This window comes from Tenacibaculum sp. HL-MS23 (assembly GCF_032463465.1).
Lineage (GTDB): Bacteria > Bacteroidota > Bacteroidia > Flavobacteriales > Flavobacteriaceae > Polaribacter > Polaribacter bernardetii.
The window spans coordinates 430,410-444,238 of sequence record NZ_CP135989.1; the positions used below are offsets into that span (position 1 = coordinate 430,410).

Genomic DNA, 13,829 nt, shown 5'->3' on the forward strand with positions numbered 1-13,829 from the left:
ATCTTTAACATACTATTCTTACTATTTTCTCTTCAGATGTTTGCACAAACACCTGAAGAGAAAACAGTTCAATTCGACACTGAATTTATCGAGCAGAAAAAATTCGACAACAAAAAAATTGAAGCTTATAAAAAGCAAGATGCTTTTATATATGTTGTAGAAAAACACGAACCTACTATTTTAGAAAAAGCTTGGAATTGGTTTAAACGAACAATCAAAAAAGTATTGTCTTATCTTTTTGATGATATTTCGCCAGCCGTGGGTTTTTTAAAATGGATTTTAAACGTTTTACCTTATGCAATTGCAGGTTTAGTATTGTTTTTAATCATTAAATTTTTCTTAAAGGTAAATGTACGTAATATTATTGATGGTAAAAAAGCACAATCTATTGTAAACTTATCTGATGAAGAATCGTTAATTAAAGAAAAGGATTTACCTACGTTAATTAAAACAGCAATAACCAATGGTAATTTTAAATTAGCAACGCGTTACTACTATTTATTGTTACTGAAAAAATTATCAGAAAAAGAACATATTTCTTGGCAGCAAGAAAAAACAAATGAAGATTATATAAAAGAATTAGCCACAAATGAAAGCTTGCATAAAGAGTTTGAAACACTAACCCATTTATACGATTATGTTTGGTATGGCGAGTTTTTAATTGATAAAGAAAAGTTTTTAAAAGCAGAAACGAACTTTAAAAAAGTGATTGCTAAAATTTAATAAGTTGGATAAAAAACTAAAAGTATATATTGGTTTATTGGTATTTATACTGCTTGGTATTGTATATATCGAGTCGATAAAACCAAAAGAAATTAATTGGTTTCCGAGTTATGATGCGAAACATAAAATTCCGTATGGAACCTATGTGTTGCATAAACAAATGCCAGCATTATTTGCTGATAAAAAAATTCGAGATGTATATCAATCTCCCTATTTATTTTTAAAAGACTCCACCAATAAAGGGACTTATTTTTTTGTTGATGGAAAGCTAAATTTTGGTAAAGAGGAGTTTAACGAATTACTAAACTTTGTAGAAAAAGGAAACGATGTTTTTATAGCGACCAATGGTATACATATTGACACACTTAATGTTAAAACAAAACAATTAAGTACTACAGCTTTTGAAGAAAAAGTATACCAAAAACTCGTAAATAAAAATTTAGATACTAGCGAATACCATTTCGATAGAGATTTCTCGAAAGCATATTTTTCTAAAATAGATACATTAAAAACAACTGTTTTAGGCGAGCTATTAATCAAAAATGAAAAAGATTCTGTTGTAAGTCGTAAACCAAATTTTATTAAAACCAAATTCGGAAAAGGTACTTTTTACTTGCATACATTTCCGCAGGCATTTACCAACTACAACATGCTTTTAGATACTAATTATAACTATGTAGCAAGTGTTTTATCGTATTTAAATGTTAATAACAATAATAGTTCAGAAGTACAAAAGGCTAGTTCTAGTATTAACGATACAATTCTTTGGGATGCGTATTACAAAACAGGAAAAAGCGGAATTTCTTCACCAATGCACTACATTTTAAGTTCTAAGCATCTTAAATGGGCGTATTATATGGCGTTAATAGGCGTGTTGTTTTTTGTGATTTTTAAAGGAAAAAGAAATCAGCGATTTATTCCTGTAATCACGCCTTTAAAAAATCAGACATTAGCATTTACGGGTACGATTGCTAATATGTATTATGAAAAATCAGATCATAAAAATATAGCTACACATAAAATAAATTACTTTTTAGAATATATAAGAATTACACATCGATTATCAACTTTAAAAATTGATGCTATTTTTTATAATAAACTAGCAAGTAGAAGTGGTAATTCATTAGAAAAAGTTGAGGAATTATTTAAAAATATTGATAGTATAAAAGCTAAAAATAAGATTTCTCAAGAAGAGTTGATTGCTTTAAATAAAGCAATTGAAGAGTTTAAAGCATAAAAAATAAAAGCATGAATACGGAAAATACTCCAGCAGAAGAAAACGAACTATTTTCAAACAGAATAGATTTATCAAAATTAAAAGAAGCAGTTGGTAAAATAAAAGAGCAATTAGCGAAAGTAATTGTTGGTCAAGAAGAGTTTATAGAACTGTTATTGGTTTCGTTGTTGGCAGACGGACATGTATTGATTGAAGGGGTACCGGGTGTAGCAAAAACAGTAACCGCAAAATTATTAGCAAAAACAATAGCAACCGATTTTAGTAGAATTCAGTTTACACCCGATTTAATGCCTTCGGATGTATTGGGAACGTCTATTTTAAATATGAAAACATCAAATTTCGAATTTAAAAAAGGGCCAATTTTTTCTAATATTGTATTGATTGATGAAATAAACAGAGCGCCTGCAAAAACGCAAGCAGCATTGTTTGAGGTGATGGAAGAAAAGCAAATTACGATGGATGGTGAACGTTATATTATGAATCCGCCATTTATGGTTTTAGCAACACAAAATCCTATAGAGCAGGAGGGAACATACGCATTGCCAGAAGCACAGTTAGACCGCTTTTTATTCAAGATAAATGTTGGATACCCGAATCTAGAAGAAGAAATAAAAATTATCACTGCTCATAATGACAGAAAAGGAGCATTGCCACAATCTAAAATTGAACCTGTTTTAACAGAAACGGATTTATTAGAATACAGAAGCAAGGTTTTTGAGGTATTGGTAGAAGAAAAAATTATAAAATACATTGCGCAATTAATTTCTAATACACGTAACAATACACATTTATATTTAGGAGGTTCACCAAGAGCAAGTATTGCTGTTTTAATGGCTTCGAAAGCTTTTGCAGCCATAAACGGACGTGATTTTGTGATTCCTGAAGATGTGAAAAAGAGTATTTATCCGGTATTGCGTCATCGAATTATGTTAACTCCAGAACGTGAAATGGAAGGGATGACAACAGATAAGGTTATTGAGATGATTGTTCAATCTGTAGAAGTTCCGAGATAGTGATTAAATTCTTTAAATCCATATACATTCACAGCCGCTTTTTTAGTTATATAAGCGTGCTTTCGGCATTATTTTTACTGTCGTTTTGGTTTCCTGTTATTTACAATGTAACATGGGTATTAGTATGGTTGTTTTTAATAACGATGTGTATCGATTTAGCTATTTTATATCGATTTAAAAACGGATTTTCATCAAAGCGCGTAGTTTCAGATAAATTATCAAATTCTGATGAAAATGAAATTGCAATTACCTTAGAAAATAACTATCCGTTTCAGGTTTTTATTGCTGTGATAGATGAATTGCCAACGCAGTTTCAAAAGAGAGATTTCGATTACAAAACAACACTTCAATCCGCAGAGAAATCAACGTTTACGTATAGTGTTCGTCCAGTAGAAAGAGGCGCTTATAAATTCGGAAATGTACATGTTTTTGTTGTATCTACTTTGCAACTATTTTCTAGAAGATATACTTTTTCAGACGATAAAGAAGTAAAAGTGTATCCGTCTTATATTCAGATGAAGAAATACGAGTTTTTGGCGATGCACAATAACTTAACGGAATTCGGAATGAAAAAAATCCGACGTATCGGACAAACAATGGAATTTGAGCAAATTAAAAATTACATTCCGGGAGATGATGTGCGAAATGTAAATTGGAAAGCAACCGCTAAAAGAGGCGCCTTGATGGTAAATCAATATCAAGATGAAAAATCGCAACCTATTTATTCTATCATCGATTTAGGGCGTGTTATGAAAATGCCTTTTGAAGGATTGAGTTTATTAGATTATGCAATAAATTCGGCGTTGGCTTTTTCTAATATAGCCTTGTTAAAAAACGACAAAGCAGGAATGCTTACGTTTTCTAAAAATGTAGAAAAAATTATAGCAGCGAGTAATAAAAAAACAAATTTATCGGTAATTAACGAGGAGTTGTATAATATTACAACCGACTTTACTGATGCTAATTTTGCTTTATTATATGCAACGATTAAAAGAAAAATTAACCAACGAAGTTTATTGATTTTATATACAAATTTCGAACATATATCAGCCTTAAAAAGACAGCTTCCGTATTTAAAAGCAATCGCTAAAAAACATTTATTAGTTACGGTTTTCTTTGAAAATACTGAGTTAGATAGTTTGGTAAAAGAAAACTCAGAAGACTTACAAAGTATTTATCATAAAACAATAGCCGAGAAATATACGTACGAAAAAAGACTAATTGTAAAAGAATTAGAACGGAATAGCATACATGCTATTTTAACGAAACCACAGCAATTATCTGTAAACGTAATTAACAAGTATTTAGAGTTTAAGGCAAAAGGAATGATATAAAAAAAGCGACCAATTTGGTCGCTTTTTTATGTTTATCTATTTTGTAATTCATTCATTCGTTCTTGCATTAATTCCGGGTTACTTAAAGCATCCCATCCGACTAAGTACAACGCATAAATGATTACAGCTATTACAACCAAGTTAAAAATAATACCAACAATACCTAATATTTTACCAATATTAGCATTATTAACCCCTTCATATGTGTCAGGATTTTGATTGTTTAATTTTATAGCTTTTTGTCCTGTAATAAAAGCACCTATTCCTAGAGGTAATCCGATGATTCCATAACAACAACAAGTTATTATCGAACATATTCCGAGAACTAATGAAGTTGTAGCATTGGGTAATTTTTGTCTTTCCATAGTTTTTTTGATAAAATTTAAATTAGTTGATTCATTTTTATAAAGTAGCTTATCACAATAATAATTACATTAATAACAGCTAAAATAAGTATAAATTTTTGCCCGTTTTTAACTTTATAAAAGAAATTTACAGCAACAAGCCCAGCAAATAATAACAACGTATAAATAGCAGGATACATTTTAAAAGCGGCAATAAATTCGCCATGAATTAATAAACTTAAAGCACGTTGTATGCCACAACCTAAGCAATCAACCCCAAAGAGTTTTTTGTTTAAACAAGGCAACATATATTCTTCTAACTGTAAATACATCTTATTTATTTAAACATATCCATTCCAGGAATATTTGGCATTCCGTCTTTGGCCGCAATCGCTAGTTCGTGTTCGTTAATATCACGCGCTCTTTTTAAAGCCTTGTTTAATGTTAAAATTAAATAATCTTCTAACTCTTCTTTATCTTCTAATAGAGATTCGTCAATCGAAATTGATTTTATTTCGCTATTAGCAGTTACTGTAATTTTTAAGCTTTCGTTGGCAGTAGTTTCATCAATTAAAACCGTATTTAAACGTTTTTTAGTTTCTTCTACTTTTTTTGAGCATCTTTTAATTTACCCATCATTCCCGAAATATCTCCAAACATCTATTCTTTATTTTATAATTTATTTATAGCAAAAATAGTATTTTCACAAAGAAATTAACCAAACTAAATAAAAATGAAAAAATTAATGCTACCTGCTATAGCTTTTAGTCTTATTTTTGCTTCCTGCAAAAAACAAGAAATGAAGAAAGATATTATAGCTCCAGTTGCTGAAAAGCAAGCAACAACTTTAGAAAAACATGGAGACATACGTACTGATGATTACTTTTGGATGCGTTTAACAGATGCGCAAAAAAACGCGGATGTTAAAGATGAACAAACTCAAAAAGTATACGATTACTTAAATGCTGAGAATGCTTATTACGAAGAGCGTACCAAAGAAACAAAAGAGTTTCAGGGGCAGTTATTTGAAGAAATGAAAGGGCGTATAAAAGAAGATGACGAATCGGTACCTTATAAAAGCAACGGATATTTTTATATAACACGTTATGAAAAAGGACAACAATATCCTATTTATAGCCGTAAGAAGGATAACCTAGAGGCAGCAGAAGAAATTATGTTTAACGTAAATACCGAAGCTAAAGGTTTCGATTATTTTCAGTTAGGTGGATTAAGTGTATCGCCAGATAATACATTGGCAGCTTTTGCTACAGATACGGTAAGTCGTCGTCAGTATTTTATCAGAATAAAAAATTTAGAAACAGGTAAACTATATAAAGATATTATAGAAAATACTACAGGAGGAAGTGTTTGGGCAAACGATAATAAAACATTGTTTTATGCTAAAAAAGATCCTGTAACTTTAAGATCATCAAAAATATACAAGCATGTTTTAGGATCAGATTCTGCATTAGATGAATTAGTTTTTGAAGAAAAGGATGAAACTTTTGGTGCTTTTGTAACCAAAACTAAATCTAAAAAATATATTGTAGTAGGTTCTTATAGTACTGTTTCCACAGAATATCAAGTTTTAAATGCTGATAATCCGAAGGAAGAATTAAGAATGATTCAGCCTCGTGAGCGCGATTTAGAATATGACATTGCCCATTACGAAGATCATTTTTATATTAAAACCAATAAAGACGGAGCAACTAACTTTAAGTTGATGAAAACTCCAGAAAATAAAACGGAAAAAGAAAATTGGGTTGATGTAATTCCGCATAGAGAAGATACATTATTCGAAGATTTTTCAATTTTTAAAGACTATATCGTTTTAGAAGAAAGAAATAACGGATTAAATAAAATACGTATTAAACGTTGGGACGATACAGCAGATTATTATTTACCTTTTGATGAGGAAACATATTCAGCAGGAGTTTATGGAAATCCTGAATTTGATACCGATATTATTCGTTATTCATACAATTCGATGACAACTCCTAGCTCGGTCGTTGATTTTAATATGAAAGATAAATCAAAAGAAATTAAAAAAGAGCAAGAGGTTTTAGGAGGTAAGTTTGATAAAGATAATTATGTAAGTAAACGAATTTGGGTTACTGCTCGTGATGGTAAAAAAGTAGCATTATCAATCGTACATCATAAAGATACCAAGTTAACAAAAGATACTCCGATTTTACAATATGCTTATGGATCTTACGGATATACTATTTCAGACGGATTCTCAACAACTCGTTTAAGTTTGTTAGATAGAGGTTTTGTATATGCTTTGGCACATATTAGAGGAAGCGAATATTTAGGTCGTGAATGGTATGAAGATGGTAAAATGTTGAATAAGAAAAATACATTTAACGATTTTGTTGATTGCTCTAAATATTTAATAGATCAAGGATATACTTCATCAGAACATTTATACGCCATGGGCGGATCTGCAGGTGGATTGTTAATGGGATCTATTGTGAATATGAATCCAGAATTGTACAACGGTATTATAGCAGCTGTGCCTTTTGTAGATGTAATTTCTACGATGATAGATGATACGATTCCGTTAACAACAGGTGAGTACGACGAATGGGGAAATCCGAATGATAAAGAATATTACGATTATATAAAATCATATTCTCCTTACGATCAAGTTAAGGCTCAAAAATATCCGAATATGTTAATCACAACAGGTTTACACGATAGTCAAGTACAGTATTGGGAGCCTGCAAAATGGATAGCAAAATTAAGAGATGTAAAAACAGATGATAATATGTTGTTTATGCATACGAATATGGAAGCTGGTCATGGAGGTGCTTCTGGTAGATTTGATGCTTTAAAAGAAACAGCAGAAGAATATAGCTTCTTTTTAATGTTAGAAGGTAAGTTAGAAAAATAATTATATTTTTGCGCTCAATTGAGTGTAAGCGTCATTACAAGAGTAAAGAAGCAATCTCATAACTTAAGATTACTTCGTCATTTATTCATGTAATGACGTTTTTTTATTAGACAAAAATGGATAGAAATCAACATATTGCCAATAACATATTAGAATTGGTTGGGCAAACACCTCTAATTAAGTTAAATAGAATAACAAAAGATTTACCTGGTAGTTTTTACGCAAAAGTAGAAGCTTTTAATCCTGGGCAGTCTGCAAAAGATAGAATTGCATTGCATATTGTTGAAAATGCAGAAAAAAAGGAATTCTTAAATCAGGCGATACTATTGTAGAAACTACTTCTGGTAATACAGGGTTTAGTTTAGCTATGATCGCTTTGGTAAAAGGGTACAAATGTATTTTAGCTGTTAGCGATAAATCATCTCAAAATAAAATTGATGTCTTAAAAACAATGGGTGCTGAGGTGCATGTTTGCCCGGCAAACGTTGCTGCGGACGATGCTCGTTCTTATTATGAAGTAGCCAAAAAATTACATAAAGAAAATCCAGGTTCTATTTACATCAATCAATATTTTAATGAATTAAATATTGAAGCGCATTATAAAACTACAGGCCCAGAAATTTGGAAGCAAACGGAAGGTAAAGTCACTCATATAGTTGTGGCTAGTGGTACTGGAGGAACCATCTCTGGTACAGGACGTTTTTTAAAAGAAAAGAATAAAAAAATTCAGGTTTTAGGAGTTGATGCCATTGGGTCTGTAATAAAAAAATACCATGAAACGGGAACGTTTGATGAGAATGAAATTGCACCATATAAAATTGAAGGACTAGGTAAAAATTTAGTACCAGGAGCTACCGATTTTGACGTGGTTGATGTGTATGAAAAAGTATCAGATAAAAATGCAGCCTTAAAATCACGCGAATTAATAAAAGCAGAAGGTTTATTTTGTGGTTATACTTCTGGTGCAGTAATACAGGCAACAGCGCAATACGCTACCAAAGGTTTATTTGATAAAGATAGTTTTGTAGTCGTTATTTTACCAGATCACGGAATACGTTATATGGATAAAATTTATTCAGATAGTTGGATGATGGAGCAAGGTTTTTTAGGATAGAATTTTCAATAACCAATTAACAATAAAATTAGTTTAGCTTTGTTGTATATACTAATACACTAAAAATTAAAAAATATGAATATTACATTAGAACAAGCAGAAAAAATTATAGCAGCAGCAAAATCTAAATCAGTAGCAATTGATACTAAAATGAACATTGCAGTTGTAGATGCAGGTGCAAATTTAGTAGCATTTGCACGTATGGATGGCGCTTGGTTAGGATCTTTAGATATTTCTATTAAAAAAGCAAAAACAGCTCGTTTCTTTGATATGAATACAGGAATTATTGGTGAACTATCTCAACCAGGAGCTCCTTTATATAATATTGAGCACTCTAATAACGGATTAATTACATTTCCAGGTGGTGTACCTGTTAAAGATGCTGATGGTACTATTATCGGAGCATTAGGAGTTAGCGGAAGTTCAGTAGAAAATGATCATATAGTTGCAGACGCAGGAGCAAACGCTATTTAAAAAATAAATTACAGGATAGAAAGGGATAGCCATGGCTATCCCTTTTTTTGTAAAAAAATAGCATCTAAAAAAAGCATTTTTATGATAACGGCAGAAAATCTAAAATGAAAATAATAGGTCTTCTTTTTAAAGAAGTACATTTGTATAATTGTGTATCTATTTTATGAATAATAAAGAAAAATCATTAAAAAAGAATAAAACCCCTTGGCCAACTAAAAAGGCGATGGACCAGGTTTATGAAATGAAACTTTGGGGGACTAATAATGCCGAGTTTTACTCTGGAGATGGTTCTCATCAATCTAATATTGTTATTCCTTATATAGATGCTGTAACTTCATTTTTAACTTCTTTTAAAGACCCAATAACAGTATGTGATTTGGGTTGTGGTGATTTTAATATAGGTAAACAATTAATGCAATACGCTAAAAAATACATTGCTGTAGATATTGTATCAGATCTTATTACTTACAATAAAGAAAGGTTTAAGTAAACTAATTTAGAATTTCAGTGTTTAGATATTGCGGTAGATAATTTACCATATGCCGATTGTGTTATTGTAAGACAAGTGTTACAGCATTTATCAAACAATGAAGTGCAAAATGTTGTTAAAAAGTTAAGTAACTTTAAATATGTTATTTTAACAGAGCATCTACCAGAAGGAGATTTTATTCCGAATAAAGATATTATTTCAGGGCAAGGTATTAGGCTTAAAAAACAAAGCGGATTGAACCTATTAGAGTCTCCATTTAACTTTAAAGTAGCGTCAGAAAAGGAGTTAGTAACTGTTGTTTTAGATAATAAAAAAGGTATTATTAAAACAAAACTCTTTAGAGTTTTTTAATGCATATTCAGTTAATTTTAAATTAAATGTTCTGAAGAGCCTTTTTAAAAATTATAAAAATAGATTTTCTTATAGGGGCACAGTAATACTCATGTTTACTTCCTCAAAAAAGTCAAGATATATATGAACATTTTCTTTATTTTTTTTATTGTATTGAGTATAGCTTTCAACTATTCCTGTTCCATTAAAATATGTGTTTTGAGAAAACTCAAAAGGATGAAGGCAGATATATCTAAAAACAGGAAATAAATTAAAAGGATAGTTTTTTATTTTAAGTTCTGCATTATTAATAACCTTACCTTTTTTATTTACTAATGACATTTTAACAACCTTTGATATACTATCTTTTGAAATAATACTAAATTTATGACGATATCCTTTTAAAGGTTCATGTATTTTAAATTTTATACTTTTTAAAAAAACAAATTGATAAGATTTTTCATTAAGAGAACTTATATTTTCAATTACTCTAAAACGGTGTTTTCTTGATCTTTTTAAATCTAAAATTTCGGCAGATATTTTATTGTTAATTTTGTCTATATTTAAAAAGTAGTAGTTGTTTTCTTTATTAGAATAAATACTTTTTTCTTTATAAAACCCATTCATAGATTTATATTTGGTTAGAATATTAAATTTATAATGCTGTGAAAAAGATAGAAAAGTGTTGAAAAATAATATTAAAAGTATAGTTTTTTTCATAGTAGTAAATCAAATATATCAAAAATTGAATTAGCTTTTTTTAAAGGTAATTATTTGTAAATTAAATATTTTTCTCTAATAATTTTAAAGCTTTCAAGATCATCAGTCCAAGTGGCTTTAATTTCTTCTTCAGTTAAACCTTGCTCAATTTGTTGTTGTAGTTTTTCTGTACCTGCAAGATTGGTAAAAAAAGTATTAAAAAAAGATTCTTTATAAGGATAACCTTGTGCATTTTTAAAACCACTATAATCTTTATAAAAAGTAAGCAGCCATTTTAAATCGATTGTATTTAAGCGCTCGTTGTCTGTTAAAGTATAACCGTAACAAACATTGTTTTGATGCTTCGGATATTTGCTTCCAAAATTTGGATTGGGTGTAAACGAAAAATCATTTTTTAAAGAGAATAACGGCGAACCAACAACTTGAAACTGCATTTCAGTACCGCGACCAACTGAAACATTTGTTCCCTCAAATAAACACAAACTAGGGTATAGGTTTATACTTTTATCATTCGGTAAATTTGGTGATGGCTTTATAGGTAAACTATATTGGGTGTCATGAGTATAATTACTTAAAGGAACAACCGTTAAATCACATTGAATTCCGTCTTTCAGCCATTTTTCACCATTAATCATTTGTCCGTATTCACCAATAGTCATTCCGTACACAACAGGTACAGGATGCATGCCCACAAAGCTTTTATGTTTCGCTTCTAATGTTGGCCCGTCTATATAATGTCCGTTCGGATTTGGTCTGTCTAGTAAAATAACTTCAATGCCTTGTTCAGCACAAGCTTCCATAACGTAATGTAGTGAAGATATATAAGTGTAAAAACGTGCACCAACATCTTGAATATCAAAAACCACCACATCAATATTTTTTAATTGCTCTGGTGAAGGTTTTTTGTTTTTTCCATATAAAGAGATAATAGGTAATTGCGTTTTAGTATCAATACCATCCACAACAGTTTCACCCGCGTCTGCTTTACCACGAAAACCATGTTCGGGAGCAAAAACTTTTTTCACATTAATATTGTTATACGTGTGTAAATAATCTACTAAATGATGCTGTACTAGTTTACTGCCCATCACATTTGGCGCTACTTCAGCTCTTTGTGATACTGTTAAAACAGATGTTTGATTGGCTACAATAGCAACACTCTTACCTTTTAACTTATTTAGATATAAATTTATTCTGTCGGCACCAATTTTTAATGGAGTCTCTATTTTAGTAATTTCTTCAGTTTTTGTACTCGCTGATTTTTGCTGTTTAGCACATGCTGTAAATAGAAAACTAACTGTGAATAAAAATAAAATAAGGTAACTAAAATTGTTTTTCATCTAAAAGAGTATTAAAATATAAAATTACCATTAAAAATCTTATTATAAGAAAAAGAGGAGATAATTTAAAATCAGGTGTTTCGTAATATCAGTTAAGTTATAATTAATTACTTTTGATACCGTTAAAAAAGAGAACTTTTGAATTTCGAATTATTTATAGCCAAACGAATCATTGCAGGTAAGGAGTATAAAAGTAGTATTTCATCGCCAATAATTAAAATTGCTACGATTGCTATTACTTTAGGTATTGCTATTATGTTAATAGCAGTATCAATAGCGGCTGGTTTTCAAAATAAAATAAGTGATAAAATGACCGGTTTTAAAGGTCACATTCAAATTGTAAATTACGATACTAATAATTCTGATATATCTACAGTTCCTATAAGTATAAATCAAGATTTTTACCCTGAATTTAAAAATATAGAAGGTATTAAAAACGTTCAGGTTTTTGGTAATATTGGTGGTATTATTAGAACGCCTACCGATTTTGAAGCGATTGTTTTTAAAGGTGTTTCTTCTGATTACGATTTTACGTTTTTTAAAGAATATTTAACCCAAGGACGATTACCAAACTTTAATCAAAATAGAAATAAAGAAATATTAATTTCAGAATCTATTGCAAACCGATTGCATTTTAAATTAAACGACACGATACAAACCTTATTTAGTGCAGAAAAAAGTAGGCTAAAATATAAAATGCGTAAGCCAATTATTGTGGGCATTTACAATACAGGTTTTCAGCAGTTTGATAAAACAATGTTAATTGGTGATATTAGAGAGGTGCGTCAAATTAATAGATGGAGCGATGATCAGATAGGCGGATTTGAAGTGTTAATTGATGATTTTAATCAACTAACAGCAAAAGGTAATGAAATATATAGTACGATAGGATCAACGTTAAACAGCACAACGATTGTCGAAAATTATCCTTTAATTTTCGAATGGATTAAACTTTTTGATAATAATGTGTGGTTTATTATCGGCATTATGATTTTAATAGCGGGTATTAACATGATAACAGCGCTGTTAGTTTTAATATTAGAGAGAGTGCAAATGGTAGGTGTTTTAAAGGCCTTAGGAAGTGCTAGTTTTAGTATTCAGAAAATATTTTTATACAATGCCTCTTATTTAATTTTAAAAGGATTGTTTTGGGGGAATTTAATAGGAATTTCAATCTTATTAATTCAAAAATATTTTAAAGTTATCAGCTTAGATCCCGAAACATATTCAGTAGCAACAATACCTGTCAGTATTAGCTTCTGGGCAATAATTCTATTGAGCTTAGGAACGCTTTTACTGTGTTTCTTAATGCTTATTATTCCGTCTTACATCATCACAAAAATACAGCCTTCAAAATCCATTAAGTTTGCTTAAAAACGATTTTTAATAGACGCATTTATTTTAAAACATTTTTTTAGAAGCTGTTTCCCGCTTTTCGCACTCGCTCTCTGCGAGGAGCTCAAACAAATGCTACAATCGGGGCTAAACATATTTATGGAGTTATAGCTAATTACTTTTTCGTTTAGATTTTCTTACATCTAAATCACTCGAAGTGACAATAGAAAGAATAAAGAAGAATTAAAACTTATGATTCTCATTAAAATATTTTTTTCTTATAAATACTGATTTTTTAACGCACGATGTCAGTTCGAGTGTTTTTATGAAGCAAAGCGGAATAAAAAAGTATCGAGAACTATTTCAATAACAATTATTTCTCGATACAATTTCTCTTGCATCGAAATCACTCGAAGTAACAATAGATAGAATAACAAAGAGTAAAAACATAATGTCTTTACAAAAAGATGGTCTTCAAT

The 13,829-nt window shown here is 30.0% G+C and carries 11 protein-coding genes and 3 pseudogenes; 9 read left to right on the forward strand and 5 right to left on the reverse strand.

Annotated features, from left to right (window positions below; all coding sequences use genetic code 11):
- The first annotated feature begins 36 nt into the window (after nucleotides 1–36).
- The 4 genes from RRF68_RS01935 to RRF68_RS01950 are packed head-to-tail and all read left to right on the forward strand — an operon-like array spanning nucleotide 37 to nucleotide 4,307.
- On the forward strand, nucleotides 37–723 hold the full coding sequence (locus tag RRF68_RS01935; RefSeq protein WP_315944812.1) for a DUF4129 domain-containing protein: 687 nt from the start codon (nucleotides 37–39) through the stop codon (nucleotides 721–723).
- 4 nt (nucleotides 724–727) lie between these two features.
- Nucleotides 728–1,960: a DUF4350 domain-containing protein gene (locus RRF68_RS01940; RefSeq protein WP_315944813.1), complete on the forward strand. Its 1,233-nt coding sequence runs from the start codon at nucleotides 728–730 to the stop codon at nucleotides 1,958–1,960.
- An 11-nt stretch (nucleotides 1,961–1,971) separates the two neighbouring features.
- Entirely contained in the window at nucleotides 1,972–2,973 is a 1,002-nt protein-coding gene (locus RRF68_RS01945) for a MoxR family ATPase (protein WP_315944814.1), read from the forward strand.
- Nucleotides 2,974–2,975: 2 nt separating this feature from the next.
- On the forward strand, nucleotides 2,976–4,307 hold the full coding sequence (locus tag RRF68_RS01950; protein WP_410016850.1) for a DUF58 domain-containing protein: 1,332 nt from the start codon (nucleotides 2,976–2,978) through the stop codon (nucleotides 4,305–4,307).
- Between the two features lie 32 nt (nucleotides 4,308–4,339).
- On the opposite strand, the gene RRF68_RS01955 is transcribed toward RRF68_RS01950, so the two are convergent.
- The 3 genes and pseudogenes from RRF68_RS01955 to RRF68_RS01965 form a co-directional block, all read right to left on the reverse strand.
- Nucleotides 4,340–4,672 carry a CCC motif membrane protein gene (locus tag RRF68_RS01955; RefSeq protein ID WP_315944816.1) on the reverse strand — a complete coding sequence of 111 codons (333 nt, stop codon included), beginning with the start codon at nucleotides 4,670–4,672 and terminating at the stop codon, nucleotides 4,340–4,342.
- A gap of 17 nt (nucleotides 4,673–4,689) precedes the next feature.
- The gene (locus RRF68_RS01960) at nucleotides 4,690–4,983 is read right to left on the reverse strand and encodes a DUF2752 domain-containing protein (protein ID WP_315944817.1); all 294 of its coding nucleotides are present in this window, start codon (nucleotides 4,981–4,983) and stop codon (nucleotides 4,690–4,692) included.
- 5 nt (nucleotides 4,984–4,988) lie between these two features.
- A pseudogene (locus tag RRF68_RS01965) lies at nucleotides 4,989–5,311 on the reverse strand (YbaB/EbfC family nucleoid-associated protein).
- A gap of 73 nt (nucleotides 5,312–5,384) precedes the next feature.
- Between RRF68_RS01965 and RRF68_RS01970 the strand changes: the two are divergent.
- The 4 genes and pseudogenes from RRF68_RS01970 (at nucleotide 5,385) to RRF68_RS01985 (ending at nucleotide 9,976) form a co-directional block, all read left to right on the forward strand.
- On the forward strand, nucleotides 5,385–7,547 hold the full coding sequence (locus RRF68_RS01970) for a S9 family peptidase (RefSeq protein ID WP_410016834.1): 2,163 nt from the start codon (nucleotides 5,385–5,387) through the stop codon (nucleotides 7,545–7,547).
- Between the two features lie 116 nt (nucleotides 7,548–7,663).
- Nucleotides 7,664–8,661 (forward strand): annotated as a pseudogene (locus RRF68_RS01975) (PLP-dependent cysteine synthase family protein).
- Between the two features lie 75 nt (nucleotides 8,662–8,736).
- Nucleotides 8,737–9,135, forward strand: a complete 399-nt coding sequence (locus RRF68_RS01980; RefSeq protein WP_315944819.1) for a heme-binding protein — start codon at nucleotides 8,737–8,739, stop codon at nucleotides 9,133–9,135.
- Between the two features lie 163 nt (nucleotides 9,136–9,298).
- Nucleotides 9,299–9,976, forward strand: a pseudogene (locus RRF68_RS01985) (class I SAM-dependent methyltransferase).
- 69 nt (nucleotides 9,977–10,045) lie between these two features.
- Here RRF68_RS01985 and RRF68_RS01990 read toward each other — a convergent pair.
- Both RRF68_RS01990 and RRF68_RS01995 read right to left on the reverse strand, forming a co-directional pair.
- Entirely contained in the window at nucleotides 10,046–10,582 is a 537-nt protein-coding gene (locus RRF68_RS01990; protein WP_315944820.1) for a hypothetical protein, read from the reverse strand.
- A 143-nt stretch (nucleotides 10,583–10,725) separates the two neighbouring features.
- On the reverse strand, nucleotides 10,726–12,015 hold the full coding sequence (locus tag RRF68_RS01995) for a DUF1343 domain-containing protein (RefSeq protein ID WP_315944821.1): 1,290 nt from the start codon (nucleotides 12,013–12,015) through the stop codon (nucleotides 10,726–10,728).
- Between the two features lie 138 nt (nucleotides 12,016–12,153).
- On the opposite strand from RRF68_RS01995, the gene RRF68_RS02000 reads away from it, so the two are divergent.
- Nucleotides 12,154–13,389, forward strand: coding sequence for an ABC transporter permease (locus RRF68_RS02000; protein ID WP_315944822.1), 1,236 nt, complete (start codon nucleotides 12,154–12,156; stop codon nucleotides 13,387–13,389).
- Nucleotides 13,390–13,829 lie beyond the last annotated feature (440 nt).